The organism is Ktedonobacterales bacterium, assembly GCA_036557285.1.
In the GTDB taxonomy this organism is placed as follows: Bacteria; Chloroflexota; Ktedonobacteria; order Ktedonobacterales; family DATBGS01; genus DATBHW01.
The window spans coordinates 1-19771 of record DATBHW010000055.1 but is presented as its reverse complement, the minus strand read 5'-3'; the positions used below and the strand labels follow the sequence as shown (position 1 = coordinate 19771).

Annotated in this window: 15 protein-coding genes; 9 read left to right on the top strand and 6 right to left on the bottom strand. The window is 61.6% G+C overall.

What is annotated here, in order from left to right; genetic code table 11:
* Positions 1-1677 carry a murein biosynthesis integral membrane protein MurJ gene (murJ, locus tag VH599_16225; protein ID HEY7349865.1) on the top strand — a complete coding sequence of 559 codons (1677 nt, stop codon included), beginning with the start codon at positions 1-3 and terminating at the stop codon, positions 1675-1677.
* Here murJ and VH599_16220 read toward each other — a convergent pair.
* From VH599_16220 to VH599_16205, 4 genes are all read right to left on the bottom strand, one after another.
* Positions 1664-4681 (bottom strand): FtsX-like permease family protein, encoded by a 3018-nt coding sequence (locus VH599_16220; GenBank protein HEY7349864.1) that lies wholly within the window; start codon positions 4679-4681, stop codon positions 1664-1666. The two genes, murJ and VH599_16220, sit on opposite strands and share 14 nt — an antisense overlap.
* A gap of 169 nt (positions 4682-4850) precedes the next feature.
* Positions 4851-5459: a TetR/AcrR family transcriptional regulator gene (locus VH599_16215; GenBank protein ID HEY7349863.1), complete on the bottom strand. Its 609-nt coding sequence runs from the start codon at positions 5457-5459 to the stop codon at positions 4851-4853.
* A 33-nt stretch (positions 5460-5492) separates the two neighbouring features.
* Positions 5493-5978 (bottom strand): hypothetical protein, encoded by a 486-nt coding sequence (locus VH599_16210; GenBank protein HEY7349862.1) that lies wholly within the window; start codon positions 5976-5978, stop codon positions 5493-5495.
* Between the two features lie 113 nt (positions 5979-6091).
* Complete coding sequence (locus tag VH599_16205) at positions 6092-7735, bottom strand: DHA2 family efflux MFS transporter permease subunit (GenBank protein HEY7349861.1); 1644 nt, start codon at positions 7733-7735, stop codon at positions 6092-6094.
* Positions 7736-7952: 217 nt separating this feature from the next.
* Between VH599_16205 and VH599_16200 the strand changes: the two genes are divergently transcribed.
* From VH599_16200 to VH599_16165, 8 genes are all read left to right on the top strand, one after another.
* The gene (locus tag VH599_16200) at positions 7953-8255 is read left to right on the top strand and encodes a hypothetical protein (GenBank protein ID HEY7349860.1); all 303 of its coding nucleotides are present in this window, start codon (positions 7953-7955) and stop codon (positions 8253-8255) included.
* 78 nt (positions 8256-8333) lie between these two features.
* Positions 8334-8813 carry an SRPBCC family protein gene (locus tag VH599_16195; protein HEY7349859.1) on the top strand — a complete coding sequence of 160 codons (480 nt, stop codon included), beginning with the start codon at positions 8334-8336 and terminating at the stop codon, positions 8811-8813.
* 154 nt (positions 8814-8967) lie between these two features.
* Positions 8968-10452 carry a hypothetical protein gene (locus tag VH599_16190; GenBank protein HEY7349858.1) on the top strand — a complete coding sequence of 495 codons (1485 nt, stop codon included), beginning with the start codon at positions 8968-8970 and terminating at the stop codon, positions 10450-10452.
* Positions 10452-11585: a DUF4388 domain-containing protein gene (locus VH599_16185; protein ID HEY7349857.1), complete on the top strand. Its 1134-nt coding sequence runs from the start codon at positions 10452-10454 to the stop codon at positions 11583-11585. Before VH599_16190 ends, VH599_16185 begins: the two co-directional genes overlap by 1 nt.
* A 612-nt stretch (positions 11586-12197) precedes the next feature.
* Positions 12198-13457 (top strand): transcription termination factor Rho, encoded by a 1260-nt coding sequence (gene rho / locus VH599_16180; GenBank protein ID HEY7349856.1) that lies wholly within the window; start codon positions 12198-12200, stop codon positions 13455-13457.
* Positions 13458-13615: 158 nt separating this feature from the next.
* Positions 13616-14794, top strand: coding sequence for a hypothetical protein (locus VH599_16175; GenBank protein HEY7349855.1), 1179 nt, complete (start codon positions 13616-13618; stop codon positions 14792-14794).
* Positions 14795-14904: 110 nt separating this feature from the next.
* Positions 14905-15816 carry a class I SAM-dependent methyltransferase gene (locus tag VH599_16170; GenBank protein ID HEY7349854.1) on the top strand — a complete coding sequence of 304 codons (912 nt, stop codon included), beginning with the start codon at positions 14905-14907 and terminating at the stop codon, positions 15814-15816.
* Positions 15817-15913: 97 nt separating this feature from the next.
* A complete protein-coding gene (locus tag VH599_16165) occupies positions 15914-17767 on the top strand; it encodes a hypothetical protein (protein HEY7349853.1) in 1854 nt (617 codons plus the stop codon).
* A 10-nt stretch (positions 17768-17777) separates the two neighbouring features.
* On the opposite strand, the gene VH599_16160 is transcribed toward VH599_16165, so the two are convergent.
* On the bottom strand, positions 17778-19292 hold the full coding sequence (locus tag VH599_16160; protein ID HEY7349852.1) for a glycosyltransferase family 39 protein: 1515 nt from the start codon (positions 19290-19292) through the stop codon (positions 17778-17780).
* 49 nt (positions 19293-19341) lie between these two features.
* Positions 19342-19771 (bottom strand): hypothetical protein (locus VH599_16155; GenBank protein HEY7349851.1); only part of this gene is annotated, 430 nt, incomplete at its 5' end.

Here is a 19771-nt window from a genome sequence, read left to right as displayed (position 1 = left end):
ATGGAGCGCGACCTCATCGCTGCCAACAACGCTGAACCAGAGCAGGTGATTGAAACCACGCCAGATGGGCAGGCGGTTGCAACCGCCAGCCATCGCCGTCTGGTCACAGCAGCCACGTTGATCATGATCGGCAACCTGATCAGCAGCCTGCTGGGCATGGCGCGCTTGCAAGTCATCAGTGGCCTGTTTGGGCAGGGCCAGGAAACCGGCGCGTTCTTTGCCGCGCTCAAAATCCCGCAGCAATTTTATGACCTGCTCATCGGCGGGGCCATTAGCGGCGCGCTGATCCCCACCTTCGTTGATCACAGCGCGCCCGACCAGCGCCGCGAACTCTGGCGCATCTTCAGCACCATTATCAACCTCGTCGCCATCGTCACCGGCGTCGTCACGGCGCTGCTGATACTGCTGGCTCCGCTGTACCTGATTCCGCTGGTGAACTATCAGGGGGAAACGTTCACCCTCACCGTCAACCTGACGCGCCTGATCCTACCCAGCCTCTTTATCCTGGGACTCTTCGCCGTTGGCTCTGCGCTGCTCTACGCGCTGCGCTCGGTGGTCTTCGCCTCCTGGGCCAATGGCCTCTATCACGTCGGCATCATCCTGGGCGCGGCCATCGGCGTCGTCATCCTGGGCCAGCACTATGGCATTTATGGCGCGGCGGCGGGCGTATTGCTGGGCGCGCTGGGCGAGGTCGCGCTGATTGGCATCGGGCTGGCGCGCCAGGGCATCCGCTATCGCTTCGCGCTGGACCTCAAGCATCCAGCGGTGCGCCAGATCATGCGCTTGTACGCGCCTGTCGCGTTGGGGCTGGTCATCACCGTCCTGGGCCAGCAGATCGATCTCCGTCTGGCAACCGGAACCGGCCCACAAAACCTCAGCGCCCTCGCCTCGGCCTCCGCGCTCATCGGTTTCCCAACAGGGCTGGTGGCCGCCGCGCTCAGCTTTGCCATTCTGCCATCGCTCACCGCCCACGCTACTGAAGGCAACCACGAGGAGTTCAAGCGCACGCTGCGCCTGGGCATCAAGCTGGGCCTGCTGCTGATGATTCCGGCAATGGTCGGGCTAGATGTCCTGCGCCTGCCGATTGTCGCCATCATCCTGCGTCACGGCGCGTTTACCCTTGCCGACGTTGACCGCACCGGCCTGGCCCTGCTCAACTACTCCTATCAACTGCCCTTCCTGGTCCTCGATCAACTGCTCATCGCCGCCTTTTACGCCCGCAAGAACACGCTCACGCCCGTTCTGGTTGGCATCCTCGTCTGGGGCTTCTATCTGCTCATCGCCCTGCCGCTGGTTGGCACAATCGGCATGCCCGCGCTGGCCTTCGCGCAGTCCGTCCAGAACAGCGCGCACGCGCTCATCCTGCTTTTCCTGCTGCGCCGGGCCATCGGCCCGCTGGCGGGCGAAGGGCTGCTGGCCGCGCTCGGCAAAATCTGCCTGGCCGCGCTCATCATGGGCGCAGTCTGCTGGGGTCTGCTGAGCCTGGTCAGTCCACTCCCTCTCTTCAGTTTGCAGCATTTTTCCGGGCAGGCGCTGACCGTCGCTGTTACCGCTGGGGGCGGCGCGCTGGCCTACGGCGCACTGGCGCACTTCTTCGGCCTGGAAGAAGTGCGCCTGCTGGGCGGCATTGTGCGCCGCCGACTGGGACGAGAGCGACAGTCCGCTAATCGTCGTTGAGCCGCAGCGTCTGGCTGATTGACGGCCTGGAGGCCACGCGCGCCATCATGCCAATCGCCACCGCACAGATCACCACCAGCGCCACGAAGATGATTACCAACGAGAGCGGTATCACCATCTGCGTAGACAGCACATGCTGGATGGCAAAGAACTCCCCGCTGCTGGTGTCGCTCGTGTAATCAGGAAGACCGGTAAAGATCAGCGCGGGAACAATGGTCGCCGCCAGCAGCGCGCCAAAGAACGCCCCCAGGGCGATGGCCGTCGAATAGACAATGGTTTGCTCCCAGGTCAGCACCCTGGCGATCTGGCGCGGCGCGCTGCCCAGGGCGCGCAGCAGCGCGAAGTTAATCAGCCGCGCCCGCGCGCTCAGCCAGGAAGCAATCAGGTTGCCCACCAGCGCCAGCAGGACCGTCGTGGCCGTCCCCAGCGCCAGGACATTGATCAGGGCTATATAGAGTGGGTCTTTCTCCAGACCCGCGATCATGGCGCGGCGATCATTGATGGACTGGAGGGCTAACGGCCCCTGGCTGAGCGCCTTGCGAACCTTTGCCAGCAAGGCCGGGTCATCGCTGGTGCGCAGCCAGAGGTAATTGGGGGTGATGCCGGTCCCAGAGTCGCTTTGCAAAGCAGGGGCCATCGTCTGGTAATCGGTCAGAATCCCCCCAGGGACCGTAAAATCGCTGGACGGGCCAGAGACCAGGCTATCATTGATGGTGGGGATATGCTCGACCTCAGCAATCGCCTCAAACACGACATTCGTATTGGCAATATTCAAGACGAAAGGCGCTCCAACGCTCAGATTGAGCGTCTTCCAGGCCAGCGCATCAACAATAGCGGGAACCGGGTCCGCCTGTACCAGGGTTGTTGGCCGCCGCTTGGCGACTAGCTGATTCATCAGCGAGGACAAGGACTGGCTGGAATCCTCATCGGTCCAGATAGCCGTCTGAGCAAACGTGCTGGCGTCCACCGCGCGCACCCGGATCGGGAACGTTTGCGACGTTTGCTCCAGGGACGCATCACCCGCGTAGCCCAGGGTCGCCGAGAGCACCCCCGGAATCTTCCGATACGGGATAGCCTGTTTCCCTACCGGATCAGAGAAGTTCTGGCTCAGCACCGGCCCGCTGAAGTCGGCTCCGGTCTCATAAGCGGCTATCTTCTGGATATGCGACGACTCCGAAGCGATGAAGACCAGCGCGAAGCTGGCAAAACTGCTCGCCAGCGCCAGCAGCAGGATCATCCGCACCGCCTGGCGCGGGGCGCGAGCCATCTGCGCCATCGCCAGCATGGGCGCTGCCCCGGCGCGGCGGCTGGCGATGCGGGAGAACAGCCGCAGCAGCGTTGGGAAGAAGCGCAGGAACAGCAGAATGCCCGCAATCACCAGGAAGATCGGGGCCACCAGCGCCAGCGGCGCTGAAATCACCAGGCTGGACTCTGCATCCAGCACCCCGGAATGGGTGATGTAGAGCGAGAAGGCGAAGCCGGTCAGCGCGACAATCACCGCTGCCATATCCAGATACACCCGCTGCCAGAGGGGGCGGCGCGTCGCGCGGGCCGATTCGCGGCGCATCTCCAGCACGTCGCGGCTGGCCGACCCTCTGATGGCAAACAGCATGGCAAGCACAGCGGCGAACGCTGCTGCCAACGCGAACCAGCCCACGCGCAGCGCCACCGGCAGCGGATCCCCAGAGATGATATTGAGCGCCTGCTGGTCGGTTGGAGAGAGGGTTTGCTGAACCAGCGCGCGAGCGGCGAGGATCGCCAGCAGCGGCCCGGCGATAAAGGCGATCAGCGCCAGGCCCACGCTCTGGAAGGCAAACGAGCCAAACACCTGCCGACGTTTGGCCCCCCGGCTGCGCAGCAGCGCGATGACCTCCGCCTGGCGCTCAATCAGTAAGCCGGCCATCATGCCTACGAAGAAGAGAATCAGGCCGACCACCTGGAACAGCAGGATCGTTACCGGGACGTTGACCACCGAGATGCGCGCCTGGAAACGCTCCAGCGTACTCGAACCATGCGCGTCCGGCAGGGCAAGGCCAAAAATTTGAGGGTCTCTGAAGATGCTGGAGCTAGAAATGTTGCCGCTTCCAATTTGCCGCTGGGCCGCCTGGAGCCGACTCACCAGATCATCCAATTGAGAAATATCGATCTGCGCGGGGTTCAGATGGTAATACCAGATCAGTGCGACCGTCTCCCCTGCCTCGAAGGGGGGAGTCGTCGGCGACTTCAGCTCAACCGCAGCCTGGTGCAGCGCAGCCAGGTACGAGTCGTTGGACATGAGCGCCGAAAAGTTGGTCGGGGGAGGCCCGCCAGGGCCAGGTTCCGGCGGCTCAAAGTTCTGCCCATGCCAGAACGGATCATTGGAGATCACGGCCATGATCCCCACAATATGCATGGGGATTTCCACCTGGCTTGGGTTGACGGGGCCAAAGAAAAATTGACTTAATGTCAGCGTCGAGCCGACATCCATCTTCAGATATTTGGCAGTTGGCTCGCTGATCGCAATTTCCAGCGTGTCGCTGAGGGGGAGCGGCAGCCGTCCACGCAGTATACGCACATGTTGAGCGGCATCCTGCATGGACGCGCCGGTCAGCCCCATGCTATCTCCGTAAATGCTGGCTGGCGCGTCCAGAGGAAGCTGCTGCGTTTTGATAAAAAAATTGGTCTTTTTTTGCAGATAGACGCCTAATTGCTGCTGCATGACGCGATTCACTTCCTGATCTGCCCGCGCAACAATATCTGAGGAAAGGAAAAGGGTAGAGAACTGTAACCCGATCTCAGAGGATTGAGGGGTAGCATTGAGGACACCTCGCAGTCCGGCAGTCAGAGAGACCGCTGAGTACAGCGGTACGGTACACACCAGTACCACCGCTGCCAGGATACCCACGCCTGCCAGCAGCAGCAAGCGCCAGGTCTGACGCACACGCCAGACTGCAAGGGTAATCGTGGAGGGAACAGCGGATCGGCTCTGTTGACGTGGGGGCGAAGCGGTGGATTGGGCCATCATAGTCTCCTGGTGAAAAGTCTGATAATTGGCTGGGGGAAGAAAACCCGTAGACAATTGGGCTGGCGATAACGCTCATTAGTATATACGCCTGAAGACGCCCGCGTATCTCATAGCGCGCTTTTTGCCCGCCTCGGGAAGCCTGAAATCCCCTGCCGCGCGGCTGCGGGAGTCAGTGCGCGGCGATGCCATACAAGACGGCATCCACAAGCTTTTCGGCCAGATCGGGTGATGGCGTGGGAGTTGGCAGAATGCTGGTAAAGAGCGCCTGAAAGAAAAAAGGGCCTGCCATGAGGCTGGTGATGAGCGCGGGGTCAATATCCTGGCGCAGTTCACCGCGCGCTTTGGCACGCTCGATCATCTGATAAATTGCTTGAAAACGAGGGGTGACGTGGCGCGCCACGAAGACCTGGAAGACTTCAGGGTTGCTTTTCACCTCACCCATCGCTTTGAACAAGAGCTGTTCTACCAGTGTGGTTCTCAGTTGGAACGCGCCCCGCATCATCGCCAGCATATCGTCACGGAAGCTGCCCGTGTCAATCACGGGTACTTCGGCGTGGATGACGCTGATAGCCTCCAGCACGAGTTCTGTCTTGGAAGGCCAGCGCCGATAGATCGTCGTCTTGCCCACGCGAGCGCGGGCCGCCACCGCCTCGATGCTCAGCGCCTCGAAGCCAACCTCTGCCAGTTCTTCCAGCGTGGCCCTGAGAATAGCCTGGTTAGCCTGGGCGCTGCGAGGACGCCCAGGCTTGCGCGATATGCCATCAGAAATGCCTGGCATGAAATATTCGCCTCCTCTGCTCGTGTTTTCAGTCTAGGCGACAGATTGTTCATCTGTCAAATCCGCCTGCTTTTGCTTCCCCAGCGCCCACGCGCCATGACGATACGCGATGCGCCCCATCCAGACAGCAATCACGACCTGCGCACAGGAGATGCCCAGGCGAAACAGGTTATACCAGAGCGGGTAAGGCTCAGGAAAGACCCCCACCAGTTGCAAGGGCGCCGCCAGAATGTCCAGCACAGCCGCACCAAAGGCCACCAGGATGAGCCAGAACACCCAGCGCCAATGGCGTCGAATGCCAACGATGAGCAGAGCGATAAACACCAGCAGACCGACCAGAAACAGCACCACAGGCAGTGGGTAGGCAGAAGACACGTCAGGTTCGAGCAAGAGTACCTGGGCATAGATCGCTGGATCGGTCACATAAATTACCACTAAACTAAGGGTGGTCAGCGCGAAAAAGGTGATAAGCACCCATTCCAACCGCTGCCTGAGTGTCTGTAGCTGAGTATCGTCCATTGGTCCCCTCACCTCCTGTATTGATATTCAGACGAAAGCCAGCCATCCGCGCGGCGCTGCCTGTACCGCCAGCCTCCGTACTGGCGGTACAGATGAATGCTGCGCCACTGAATCTACACCGACGCCGGGACAGTCGGCGTCTCCTGCCCCTCAGCAGCCTGCGCCGCATCGGCCCGCCTGCGCCCCGGCAGCAGCAGTGCCAGCGCAACGAGGCTCAGCGAGCCAAAGAAGATCAGCCAGAAAATGTTCTGGATGGCCCAGGTTCCTGCCTGCACAGGAATCTGCTCCTGCATCGCCCGCAGAGCCGCCGCCACGCGTGGATCGCTCGGATTGCTCCCCGAACCCGCAAGCAGCGCCTGCGCCTGGCTGGCAAGGGCGCTTGCCTGCGAGCGCGCGCGATCTGTCAAGATCGTCGTAATGATCGCTATGCCGATAGACGAAAAAATGAGTTTGGTGGAGAGAAAGAGCGATGATGCTTTGGCGAGCGCCTCACCCTTCAAGGCTTCCAGCGCCAGCGTCTGCACCGGAACATTGATCATAGCGAAGCTCAGGCCAACCAGCAGCAGCCCCCAGCGCAGCGCATCAGGCCCGGCAACCGCCGGAACCGGCGTCCCGGCCTGCGCCGCCGCCAAAAGCTGGCTGGCCGTTGCCGTGGGCTGAATCGTTCGCGCCAGCAGCCACGCGCTCAGCACCCCCAATACCGCCGCGAGCATGATCACCCAGCGCGGCCCAACGGCGCGATAGAGCGCGGCGGAGACAACTGTCCCGACAATGGTTCCGACGCCAAAGGGTACGAGCGCCAGGCCGGTATCAAGCGCGGAAAGATGTGGCAGCCGCACCGCCTCGAAGTAGAGCGGCAGCAGCACCAGCAAGCCGAACGAGATGATCGCCGTCGCCCAGGTAAAAAGGCTGCTCACCAGGAAATCGCGCCGTCCAAGCTGCCGAAGGTCCAGCGCGGGATCGCGGCTGAGCCGCAGCGCGAAGTAAGCGAAGATGCCCAGGAGCAGCGCGCCCGCGCCCAGCAGCGCCCATACCAGCCAATAGCCCCAGCCATAGAGATCGCCGCCAGGATTCGTCGGCGTCACCGTATCGGGATTCGTCTGTGTTACCAGCTTGAGCGCGTACACGACCGCGATGATGCCCAGTGTCGAAAGCGCCAGGCCAGTGTAATCAAAGCGTTTGCCGCGCGTTTCACCTGGCTCCTCGCTCGGCAGCGCCACCAGCGCCGCCGCCACCGCCAGGACGCCAACCGGCAGATTCACAAAGAAGAGGCTGTGCCACACGAAGGCATCATTGAGCCACCCACCAAGGATGGGGCCAAAGATGGGCGCGAGCAAGATCGGCACAGCCACCACCGCGCTGGCTCTGGCGCGCTCCTCCTGCGGAAAGGCATCGAAGGCCAGCGCCGGACCAATCGGCAGCAGGATACCGCCGCCGATGCCTTGCAGCACGCGAAACGCGATCAGCCACCCGATGCCCGGCGAAATGCCGCAGAGAGCCGATCCGATGGTGAAGACGCCGATACCAAGAATAAACATCCGCTTGCGCCCGAAGCGGTTGGCGAGATAGCCGCCGACGGCAACCACAGCGGCGCTTGCCAGGAAGAAGCCAGTGATGATCCACTGCGCCGTATTCACATCGGTATGCAGATCGCTGCGAATGGGTGTGAGAGCGACGGTGACAATGGTTGTGTCCAGCACCACAGGAATCAGCCCCAGTGCGGCCACCAGGGCAATGAGATAGCGATTGTTCTTCATGGCGTACCCCTTTTCGATACGATACGTTATCGTTTCATTTACTGAGAAGAGTATACCAGAAGCGAATATAAAAACGCAATAGTTTCGTATCGAAATCAGGGTCTTTTTTACAAAAGACTTGACATTTGCTCTTTGCTTCTGTTATATTGTTATCTATGTAACAATATAACAGAAGCATCCAGATGATCTTTCTTCTTGAGAACCAGGCGAGGATGTTATGAACAACCACGAAGACTCGCCCCGCGCGGGCGAGCGAAGCCTGCCTATCGAGCGTGTGCAGATTGGGGCGCGCATGGAGAAGCGCATGGTCAAAGTCCTGAAAGGACTGGCCGAATATCTCGATCTCTCTCTCGGTGATCTGCTCGAAGGGATAGTATTGCATGCCTTTGAGAACAAATCCCCCTTTAGCGAAGAAACCCTGCGGCGCATCGAGCAATTAAAGGAGGTCTACGGCATGGACTACGGCGCGAGCGCGAGCCATCGCCTCACCGAAGCGCCCCCACACAGCGAGGGGCGCTAAGCGAAGTAAGCGCGCCTGGTGATGATCGTTGGCGAGCCGCAGAGGCTCGCCAATGCAAACACGGGAAAGGAGACCACCATGTCTTTCACCGCTCAGCGTGTAACCCGAACGCGGGTGATTCATCTTTCCGCAGCCCCCCGCCAGGTCTTTCCGCTCTTTGAGCCAGTTGGCGAAAAAGCCTGGGCGGAAGGCTGGGAGCCGACCATGCTCTTTCCCGCTGACGGCACAGCGGAGCCAGGCGCTGTCTTTACGGCTCGTCATCCAGAGGGCGAAAGCATCTGGATCATGCCTCTCTATGACCCGGCCAGTTTCCATCTCGCCTACTTCAATGTGGCGCACGGCTCGCGGGTAGGGAACATCGAGATTCAATGCCGGGAAGCGCCAGGCGGAACAACAGACGCCTCCGTGAGCTACACATTTACCGCGCTGAACGAACCAGGAAACGAGTTTATCGCCAACTTCACCGAGACGCACTACGAGGAGATGATGGCTGCCTGGGAGCGCGCCATCAATTACTATCTGGCGCATGGGCGTGCTTTGCGGCATCATCAGTACTAGATTCATTGACAGGCGCAAATCTATAGGCTAGACTGGCAGCATCTCAACAAGGAAGCAAGAAGCAAGGCCACAGATTGGGCTGCGCCTCTTCATGGGTAGAGTTGGTTGTCCACGCTAGGTTCTTCATAGCGAAGAATGAGGAGATTCAGTTCAGATGAACAGTCAGCCGCTCAACACATTTACGCAAACCGCCCTCACTGAAGAGCAGCAGCAACCATCTCTGCTTCCCCGTCAAACGCGCCCTGCTGGCTCTGGCTGGCGGCTCTGGAAAGCCTGGCTCTGGCTCACCGGCCCGCGCCCGGCAAGCTTCGACAAGTCCATCGCGGCCCAGGAGCGTCTGCGCCGCTCTCGATTGATCAGCGCCCTGCTGGTGCTGATCGTCATTGCTATCCCCACCCTGGTCCCCAGCGCGCTGGTGCAGCCGTTGATCTGGTATCCGCTCGTTGCTCTCGCCATCGGCGGGATCGTGGTGGCGCTGCTCAACCGGAGCGGTATCGTCACCACAAGCGGCTTTGCTTATATCGTCCTGGTGGACGGAGCCATCGCCGGGTTTTTATATATCAAACCAATCTTTACGTATGGGAATATCCCCAATCTTGATCTCTTTATCCTGACCATCTTGATCGCCGGTATGATCTTGCCACGCCAGCTTATCCCTGTGGTCGCGGCGCTGCACATCTGTCTGATTGTCGCCATCTTCAACCTCAAACCTCACGACATCTATCTGCAAGCGGGCATCGCTGCCTACTTTCATGGGCAGCAGTACACCGCCATCGTCAACGCGCTGCTCCTTCAGATCACGGGCGCGGGCATTTCCTGGCTTCACGCCTGGAGCGTGAACCGCGCCATCGTGCGCGCCAGCCACGCCGAAGAACTGGCTCAAGCGCACGCGCACATTGATGAGCAAGCGCGCCAGATCGCCGCGCAGAAACACCGCCTCGAGCAAGGCATCCACGCGCTGCAAGCCGTCCAGGCCCGCGTCGCCAATGGCGAATACAGCGCCCGCGTCTCCTTGCAGGGCAACGAACTCCTGCCCCTGGGCGTCAGCTTCAACATCATGGCCGAGCGCCTGAGCCGGGTCGAACGCATCGAACAGGACCATCACCGGCTGGAACAGGCGGTGCAGCAGGCCGTGGAGGTCTGCGAACGGCTGGGGCGCGGGATTGCGCCTGGGGCGCTGCGCGCCACCGGCACGCCAGTAGATCGCATCGTGCCGTTTCTGGCGCGGGTGCAGCACCTGCTAGGTCAACTCGTGCAGGGCAGTGCCCTGGCCGAAGACTTGCGGGCCGTGATGCAGCACCAGCACGACTATCTCTCGGAGTTAGAAAATCAACTCTTCACTTCGCTCTCCCTGGCAAAAGACCTCGCCATCGAAACAGCGCAGGTACCTTCGCGCCCACCAGAGGAGCGCATCAGCGGGGGACTGAGCATGTACATCGCAAGGGCTGGTGGGCCGCCCGGCGCTCAGGAGCAGGAAGAAAGCCGACGAGCGGCTTTGGAGCACATCAAAAACGTTTTTGATAAGCACATCGCCCTGCTGGAGCAGGCGAGAAAGTATTGTACCCAGGCCAGCGACCTGGGAAGGCGCTGCACGATGGGCGCGCGGCTTCTGAGCCAGCAGCTCAAAGAGGCGAGCTAATGGATACCGACCAGGAACCCGATCTGCAAGGGTGGCTCAATCGCATTCTGCTGATTGACATCCTGCAAATGCTCAGCCTTTCGGGGCAGACCGGCGCACTGGAACTGAGCCAGGGCTGGAACACGCGCAGCATCTTCTTTCAAGAAGGACGGCTGACCTATATTTCGCAAGGCGCTCGCCCGCTGAGCCTGGGCGAACTCCTGATGAAATCGGGCCAGATCACCCAGCAGCAGTACGACTTTCTCGCGCAGCGCGCCCGTCAGACCGGCAGCAGTTTCGCTCGCCTGGTGGTTGATTCCGGCCTCATAACGCCCGAAGACGTGCGCGCCTGCGCCGAGCAGCAGATCGAAGAAGCGATCTACAGCCTCTTTCTCTGGCGCGACTGTGCCTTCCGTTTTTACTGTGGCGAGCCGGAAACGCTGGACCTGGAAAACGCCCTGCCGGTGGACATCTCCAGCGAACGCCTGATTATGGAAGGCACGCGGCGCGTGGACGAGTGGAGCCGCCTCAGCCCCATCATCCCTTCGCTGCGCATGATCTTTCACCCTGCCGTACCGTTTGAGTACGCAGCGGAGGACCAGCTTGATAGATTGGAAGCGCGCGATCAGCGTATCCTCAGCCTCGTTGATGGCCGTTCCGACGTGATTGCCCTGGCAGCGCGGGCGGGCATGACGCGCTTCGATGTTATGCGCAGCCTGGCCGCCCTGGTTAACAGCGGGCTGATTGGCGCCAGCCTACCCAGCAAGCCACAGATCATCGAACTCTTCAAGCTGCTGCTGGAGACCATTTATAAGAAACTCACCCTTTTTGGCTATACCCCCGTTGCCCGCCAGTTCGAGCAAGAACTCAACACGTTCTCGCAGCAGCATGGCTTGAAAGTTCGCATGTATACCGGCGCGGTGACGTTGACCGATCTGGATACCCTCATCGGCGCGACGGCGCTCATTGACCTTTATAAACTATTTATGAATATCCAGATGAATTACTTCAGTAAAACGCTGCCGCCGGAAGTCTCGCAGGGCTTGTTGCAGGGCCTCTATCACTACGCCAGCCCCGAACTGCAAGAACTCATGCGCTTGTATGATTTCTACAGTCCTGATGGGACGGTGGCGTATCATGGTTTTATTGAATAAGCAATTCCCAACAAAACAAACAAAAAACCCTTGACACATACCCTTGCCTGTGCTATAGTGGAGACAGCTTCAGGTTTGCACCTTATTCCCACCCTGGCGCTCCTGCTTTGTGTGACACGGCTCATCCCCATCGCTCGACCAGCGCAAACGACAGGGGACCAAAAACCCGACGACACCTGACCAGCAGCACTCTATGCTCGATCTCTGTCTGAGCCGTATCACGTTGTCATTCAGCATTCAGTGCAAAGAAAGTGGTAATGTAAGGCTGTGCCAACCGGCCACTACGGATCGCGCAGCGCCCCCCTTCACATCGAGAGTACCGCCTCGATCCGCCGAGGACACCGACAAACAAACAGGCCATCTATGCAGCTTTCTAGCCCATTGACGGGCTAAGCTGCTATTCCACCAAACAGGACAGCTATGCAGCATTTTTCACGCAACACCCCCAATGGTGCGCCCTTGAGCGCCGCCCCTGGTCAGATTGACCAGCCCGATTTCGCCGATACCCCGGACAACGGGAACGGCGCCCCTTATCCGCCCAGGCGCGGCGAAGGGGGCTATGGCGCGGCAACGATTGAACGCCGCAGCGACCCGACTGGCGTCAAACACCACATCAACATCACCGAACTCGAAAACAAAACGCTGGCCGAACTGCGCGACATCGCCCGCGACCTCGATCTCTCCGGCTACACCGCCCTCAAAAAGCAAGACCTGATCTTCCGGCTGCTCCAGGCATACACCGAGCAGCAGGGCAACATCTTCAGTGTCGGGCTGCTGGAGATCGTCGAGGAAGGCTTCGGCTTCCTGCGCCCGGATCGCTTCTCGCCGGGCAGCACCGATGTCTACGTCTCACAATCGCAGATTCGTCGCTTTGGCCTGCGCACCGGCGATATGGTTTCCGGCCAGGTACGCCCGCCCAAAGACAACGAAAAGTACTATGGCCTGCTGCGCGTCGAAGCCGTCAACGGCATGGACCCGGAGGTTGCCAAGCGCCGACCCCATTTCGATAACCTCACGCCGATCTTCCCCACCGAGATGTTCAACCTGGAAACCGTTCCACAGAACCTCCCTGGTCGGCTCGTCAACCTCGTGGCGCCTATAGGGCGCGGCCAGCGCGCTCTGATCGTCTCGCCGCCCAAGGCGGGCAAGACGATCATGCTTAAATCCATCGCCAATTCGATTACCACCAACTACAACGACATTCACCTGATGATCGCTCTCATCTCCGAGCGCCCCGAAGAAGTCACCGACATGAAACGCTCGGTCAAAGCGGAAGTCTACAGCGCCACCTTCGACGAAGCGCCAGAAATGCACATTCGCGTCGCCGAAATGGTCATGGAGCGCGCCAAGCGCCTGGTGGAAGGCGGGCGCGATGTCGTCATCTTATTGGACAGCATCACCCGTCTGGCTCGCGCCTATAATCAGGTCATCCCCCAGAGCGGGCGCACCCTCTCCGGCGGCATGGACCCCAGCGCCCTCTATCCGCCCAAGCGTTTCTTTGGCGCGGCCCGCAACATCGAAGAGGGCGGCAGCCTGACGATCATCGCCACCTGCCTCGTTGACACCGGCAGCCGCATGGACGATGTGATTTACGAAGAGTTTAAGGGTACCGGCAACAGCGAAATCACGCTGGACCGCAAGCTCTCTGACCGCCGCGTCTTCCCGGCCATTGACATCACCCGTTCCAGCACGCGCCGCGAAGAGCAGTTGCTTGACGAGAAGACTCTGCGCGCCGTCGTCGTCATGCGCCGCATGTTCAGCACCCTGGCTGAGCAGCGCGGCATGGAAGCGATGGAAGCGGTTCTTACCTCGATGTCCAAAACCAAGGATAACCAGGAGTTCCTTGCCAACCTCAACCAGAGCATTAGATAGCAGGCGGTTATAACCGCCTGCCTACCCATTGCGCCTATACAACTTGACGCGCCGTTCCCCTCAAGGCTATACTCAGCCCCTGGGAGGAGCGGCGCGTTGGTGTATCTGAATGGCGATCATCCGCATGAAACAAGCGACTTGCAAAGCGAGGTGCAGGCATGGCTAGCCCTGAAGTATCTGGATTCCGCCGCCAAGGCAAGCGGCAGAGGCGCGCGAGCGAGGCGCAGCCGAGCGAGCATGGCCGCGCCCAGCAGCGGCCCGCGACCGAGCGCAGCGAGGGAGAATGCGGGAACTGGGCTGCGCGAGCGACCAACGGGAGCGAGAGTGCCGAGGCCCAGCCGAGGCAAGCAGCCCAGGCCGCAGGCCCAGTTCCCGTAAGGGCCGCTCCCCAAAGGGGCGGTCAAGCGGCTCTGGCGAAGCCCTCCCCGAAGGGGGTGGCGCTCCCCCTGGCAGGGGCGCTGCTTCTGGTGGGGCTGCTGGCGACGCTGCTCATCACTGGCGGAATCCCCACTGCGCACGCCGATGGCCCGGTCCTGACCGTTTCCAGCAGTACCACCAACCCCGGCGGGACCGTCACCGTGAGCGGCTCCGGCTGGGCGCCCGCCAAGCACTATGACCTCTACGTCTACGGGCAATCAAAGTGCAGGCCCAACCCTATCTGCGCTCCGCCAGAGGGAACGAAAAAAATCAACTCACGTCCGGTGAACATTACGAGCGGCGGCAACCTCAGCAAGTTTGATTTCACCTTCATTCCCAAAGCGGGGGCAACGACCTATGTTTTTACCGTCATCGCCGATTATCCAGCCGACACCCCCTTTAGCGCCTCGGTGCTGGTTCAGGTCGTACCCGCTGGCACGCCGCCTTCTGGCACGCCGGTCAGCAGCAGCCCAACCGCCGCGCCCACCAGCGCCCCCACTACAGCAGTCCCGGCTTCGCCAACCACCACCAATCAGAACGGGGCGACTCCCGGCAATCAATCAACCAACACCCCCACCGGCGGCAACACGCTGGCGATTGTGGTCGTCATTATCCTCCTCTTGATCGCTATTATCGTCCTGATCGGGCTATTGATCGTGCTGCCGCCCAAGCGCCGGGCTATTCGCGCCGCCTGGTATGGCGCCAGCCCTGGCGGAACCGGGGGCCGCAGATACGGCGCGTCCGGCCCGGCAGGGCCAGGCCCACGCAGGACCACCGGCGGATACCCGCCGATTGGCGAGCAAGAACCGCCAGCCTGGATGGGTGGCGTAGCCCAATGGGACGACGAGCCGCGTTCGCCGCGTGGCAGCCGCCCACTGCCTCCCCGCCCCCCCCGGCGGCCACCGGGCAGCGATTATTAGTTGAGAACCAATCAACCAGAAGTGTCAAGAGGGGCGCTGGTTTGACCAGCGCCCCTCTTGACACCCTTCTCTATAGTGAATGTATAGAGGAAAATATGAGGAGGGATCTTATGCCTTTCAGCTTCCGACGTAAGCCACAGGATGCTGATCACGCCGCAGCGGATGCGAAATCAGGCCGCCGGGCCTGGTTGGGCGGACGCCGTATGCTGACCAACACCCCCTATATCCTGCCAAAAGATCAAGCCGAAACAGACCGGCTCGACTTCCAGCATTATCTGCTGCGATTCGTGGCCGGAGGCAACTACCGCGCTCCTATCCGCCAGCCCCGGGCCATCCTCGATGTCGCCTGCGGAACTGGCATCTGGGGCCGCGAAATGGCCCAGCAATTCCCGCGCGCGCGGGTGGTTGGCTTCGATATTGATCGCGGCCCGCTGGACCGCTCCCTGAAAATCCCTGGGCCAGGCGGCCAGTTCCCCGCAAACTTTCGCTTCCAGACTGCCGATGCCCTCAAGCCGTTCCCGTTCCAAAACGAAACATTTGACTTTGCGCATGCCCGCTTCATCGCCACATTCGTTCCTATTGACCGCTGGCCGCACGTTGTCGGCGAAATGATGCGCGTCCTCAAGGGCGGCGGCGCTATCGAGATCGTTGATATGGAGCGCCCACCCACCAATTCGAGTCCGGCATATAGGCAGCTCTCCAAAATAGGAACACAGCTTATGATCGAGCGAAACCTCTACATCGGGGTGGAAGACCATCTGGTGAAACATCTCAGCCAGGCCGGGGCGCAGCACATCCAGCAGCGAAAATTCACCATCGGGACCGGGCCACAGGGCCAGCAGCAGCAGCAACTGCTGGCCGATGATCTGTTTGCCGCCATAGAGCATCTGAAAGGAATTATCACCAGACAGGGGTTGCTCAGCGTAGAGGTCTACGAGAGCCTGGTTGAGCAGGCGCGCCAGGAAGTTCCACAGATGAGCATTACGATGCCCATCGTTTTTGCATTCGGCACAAAGCTCTAAACATGCGCGGAGTTGGTGGCGATCTTGCATCGCTGGTGACGCAAAAACACCTTCTCTCGTCATATATCCCTGTGTGTAGTTACATTTGAGGAGTTGTATGGCGACGAATACCGCTGAGTCGAAGGCGCAGGAGGCATCGGGAGTTCGGCTTGCGCGCCTGGTAGGCCGAAAAATCTCCCTGTTCGGGCTGCCGGGGCGCGAGGCGCTCTTGCTCGCAGCCATTCTCGCTGGAGCCGCCGCGCTGCGCTTGACGCTGGCGGCGCGCGGCTGGCCCTATAGCAACAGCGACGAGGCCAACACCGGCTTGATGGGCATTGACATTCTCTGGCATGGCGCGCGCCCGGCCTTCACCTATGGCATTCATCACGTCGGCGCGCTCGACGCCTATCTTCAGGTTCCCTTCTTCCTGGCGTTTGGCCCAACGAATTTCGCCATGCACGTCACTACGGGCGTCCTCATGCTCCTCTTCCTCTTCGTACTCTATCTCTTCACCCGCGCGGTCTATACACCGCTGGTCGCCGGTGTGACCACGCTGCTGCTGGCTCTTGGCCCCTATCAAGAACTGTTCTATGGCCTGCGCGCCGGACACTATGCCCAGGACATGCTGCTGCTGGGCGCGCTGCTCCTGTGGCTCACGTTCCAGCGCCTGCGGCGTCCGGCGCGCGCCTGGGCGCGCTGGACGCTGGACCTGGGCATCGGCCTGGCAGCGGGTCTGGCCCTGTGGGGGACGATCCTGCTGCTCCCCTTTGTCCTGGCAGCGGGCCTGGCGCTCAGCGTAGAGGGCGCGCGCAGTTGGCGAGCCAGGGCGTCAAAACACCACACATGGCATCTTTCCGGCCAGGCGCTGGCTGTGCTGGCCGCAGCCACCATCGGCATGCTCCCGCTCATCATCAGCATAGGCGCCACACACGGGGCTATCTTTACTGAAGCCTTGCAGGCTTCCGAGGGCGCCGCGCCTGCCGGACCACTGGGCGGGCTGGCGGCGCTGGGTCAGCAAATCGCCGCCACGTTCCTGATCGGTCTGCCCCTCATGCTTGGCAGCGAGACTATCTGCCAGCATTGCGCGCTCTGGCCCTATCCGGGCAGCCCCCTCACGCTCTCCCAGGCGTTGCCAGCGGCGCTGGTTGGCGGGATGATCTCGTTACTGGTGGTCGTCTGCTGGTTCATCGCTGCTGTACCGCTGGCGCGCCGCGCCTGGCAAGCGTTCCGACCCGGCGCTCTCGCCGACCCGCTGTCCAGCCTGGATCGGGCACGCGCCTGGGGCCGGGCCATGCTGGTCATTGGCGGCGGATTGACCATCCTGCAATACCTCAGCACGCGCTCCTCCTACGCCTTCTCCGACACATCCATCCGCTACATTACCAGCATCTACCTCTGCATGCCGCTCATCGCGGAGCCGCTTTGCCAGGGGGCGCGGCGGCTCTGGCGCTGGGCCAGCGCGCGTGGGCGCGGCTATGCCCCCGCGCGCCCGCGTGTGATCGCCTGGCTGGCAGCCGGATTGCTCCTCGCGCTCTTCGCTGTGCATATCGGCGGGGCTGCGCAGGCTGTGCGAGAAAGCGCCAACACGCAGCGGTATGGCGTCCCTGCCGGGACAAGAGATACACAGCTTCTCGCCTTTCTGGAGAGCCATCACCTCACGCGCTTCTATACCTCCTGGTGGGTCTGCTATCGGCTCATGTTCGACGCGCAAGAGCAGGTCAGTTGCGCCGTCGTCAGCAACACCAACGCTTTCGCGCCAGGGTTCAACCCACTTCCAGCTTATGCAGCCGCTGTTACATCCGCGCCGCATCCCGCCTATGTCTTCGACCTGACCACCACCGAGGTAAACCCCGCTGTGCCGCGCCAACTCACCGGCCTTATCGCTTCGGGCGATCCGCGCCTGGCAGGCTACACCTCCGCCATCGTCAACGGCTACATCGTTTTCTATTACGCTAGCAGCCAATCTACATAAGCTAGCTTATTCACGTTGCCGCCGCTGGCGCAGCTTGCACATTCCAGACGGTATAGCCAGGCCCGCGCGCCCCTGGCAAGAGCAGAGCCTGCTGTGCCAGCGCAGCAACAGCGGCGCTGGCATTTGCCGGGCCATAGACAATCAGCAGGCGAGCATGCGAAGCGATCAACGCTTCAGCAAGGCTGGCCGGGGCTATGGCTGCGGCAGCGTTCAGTTCGGTGGCCTGCCCATGCCAGCCATCTTGCTGAGCATAGAAGACGAACGCATAAAAATCGGTACTGCTGCTGTCTATCACCGCCACTGGAGTGTCTGGCGCGCGCGAACCAAGCTCATTGGCGGCCAGATAGGCCGGGCGCACGAGCGCCCCATAAGCGGCCACGCGCTGCATGGCAAGCGGAAGATACCAGATGAGCAGCGCCGCCGTCGCCAGGGCAAACGCGCCAGCCATCGGTAAACGCTGGCCTACACGCATATGGCGCTGCCCAACGGCACGCCAGAGCAGCCGCGCGCCAGCCACCAGCAGACCGGACACTCCGACAATGATCACCGGAAGCGAGAGCAGCGGCAGGCGCAGATTGCCGGGCGCGAAAGGCCGCAAGAAAGCCAGCGTCAGCAGATCGCCCAGCAGAAAGGCGAGCAGCAGCCAGGCGAGTTCACGGCCTCGCCTGGCCTGCCAGCCCAGCCAGAGCAACCCGCCGAGCGCCACCATGCCGCCAACCAGACCCAGGCGAAGCTGCCAGGCAGGCCATTCCTCGCCAAGTACTGCCAGCAGGGATGCAGGGTCCAGCGTTGGGGTCAGCGTCTCGATGCCAACAGGGCTGACGTTGCGATTCACCCCAATCCAGAGCAGCGGCGCCCAGGCCAGCGCCAGCGCGCTCCCGGCGGCATAGCGCCAGGTCAGACTGTCCGCGCGCCAGCGCCGCCAGAGCAAGAGCAGCCAGATGAGCAGCGCCAGCAGCCAGCCCTCGTAGCGTGTCAGCCCGGCCAACCCCAGGACCAGCGTAAGCCAGCGAATCTTGTCCGGCGCGAGCGCCAGCCAGAGGGCCAGGAACGCCAGCGTGAGAAATAGCCCCTCTTGATAGGGAACCACGCTGAACGTCACAAAAAGCGGATCGAGCGCCAGCAAGAGCGCGCCCAGGTAGGCGACAGGCGCGCCAAAGGCGCGGCGCAGCAAGAGCCAGAAAGCCAGCGCCGCTGTTGCGCCGAAGAACGCGCTGAGCAGCCGCACCGCCAGAATCGAATCGGCCACGCGCGTCAGCAGATAGATCACCACCTGAAAGAGCGGTGTCCAGGGTGTGTTGAAGGGATGAGCGCGGTTCGTAAAGCGCCCATAGGCGTCAATGTCATAGAGCAAGGGATAGCGCAGGACCAGCGTCAGACGCAGCGCCAGCGCCACCAGAGTGACAAACACCCCGGGCCAGGCTGCGGCCCAACGCCAGCCGGTGATGATGCGCCGCGCCTGTAGCCAGCGCGGCGCACGCCATCTCAACAAAAGGTTGGTGGAAAGCGGAAGGTCTCGCTCCATAGCATCCCTCCACTCTCTATTACGTTCGCACTTTACGCGCCCATAAACGCTAGCCCACGCCTGCCAGCAGCCGCTCGAACTCGGCCAGCGCGGCAGCCTCCCCCACCTGCGCCACCAGCGCCGCGTACAGCAGCCGCAGATATGCCCCCTGCGCCACTAACAGCGTGTTGCGCGTCATCCGGCTGATACTCGCCAGCGGCGCTTCCAGCACGCGGCGCGCGACTTCCAGTTCTGTCAGGGTAAAGAACCCCAGCGTCAGCGCAGGCGTGCTGTATAGCTTCGTCGGGTCGGGTCGCTGCCGCAGGGCGCTCTGCACTGCCAGCGGCGTCTGCTCGCCGCTGAACAACGCCGGTCGCCTCCAGGCACGCAGGAGCCGCGCACGCAGCGGCGCGGGCAGCGGTCCACTCAGCAGGCGCAAGCCCGCCTCCCGGCGCAGCGGGTTGGTGTGGAGATAGCGACCAGAGGGAAACGACGGACGA

Bases quoted from the DNA above. Each gene is read 5' to 3' on its own strand.
- murJ (HEY7349865.1), top strand. From the start codon at position 1: ATGGAGCGCGACCTCATCGCTGCCAACAACGCTGAACCAGAGCAGGTG.
- VH599_16220 (HEY7349864.1), bottom strand. From the start codon at position 4,681: ATGATGGCCCAATCCACCGCTTCGCCCCCACGTCAACAGAGCCGATCC.
- VH599_16215 (HEY7349863.1), bottom strand. From the start codon at position 5,459: ATGCCAGGCATTTCTGATGGCATATCGCGCAAGCCTGGGCGTCCTCGC.
- VH599_16210 (HEY7349862.1), bottom strand. From the start codon at position 5,978: ATGGACGATACTCAGCTACAGACACTCAGGCAGCGGTTGGAATGGGTG.
- VH599_16205 (HEY7349861.1), bottom strand. From the start codon at position 7,735: ATGAAGAACAATCGCTATCTCATTGCCCTGGTGGCCGCACTGGGGCTG.
- VH599_16200 (HEY7349860.1), top strand. From the start codon at position 7,953: ATGAACAACCACGAAGACTCGCCCCGCGCGGGCGAGCGAAGCCTGCCT.
- VH599_16195 (HEY7349859.1), top strand. From the start codon at position 8,334: ATGTCTTTCACCGCTCAGCGTGTAACCCGAACGCGGGTGATTCATCTT.
- VH599_16190 (HEY7349858.1), top strand. From the start codon at position 8,968: ATGAACAGTCAGCCGCTCAACACATTTACGCAAACCGCCCTCACTGAA.
- VH599_16185 (HEY7349857.1), top strand. From the start codon at position 10,452: ATGGATACCGACCAGGAACCCGATCTGCAAGGGTGGCTCAATCGCATT.
- VH599_16175 (HEY7349855.1), top strand. From the start codon at position 13,616: ATGGCTAGCCCTGAAGTATCTGGATTCCGCCGCCAAGGCAAGCGGCAG.
- VH599_16170 (HEY7349854.1), top strand. From the start codon at position 14,905: ATGCCTTTCAGCTTCCGACGTAAGCCACAGGATGCTGATCACGCCGCA.
- VH599_16165 (HEY7349853.1), top strand. From the start codon at position 15,914: ATGGCGACGAATACCGCTGAGTCGAAGGCGCAGGAGGCATCGGGAGTT.
- VH599_16160 (HEY7349852.1), bottom strand. From the start codon at position 19,292: ATGGAGCGAGACCTTCCGCTTTCCACCAACCTTTTGTTGAGATGGCGT.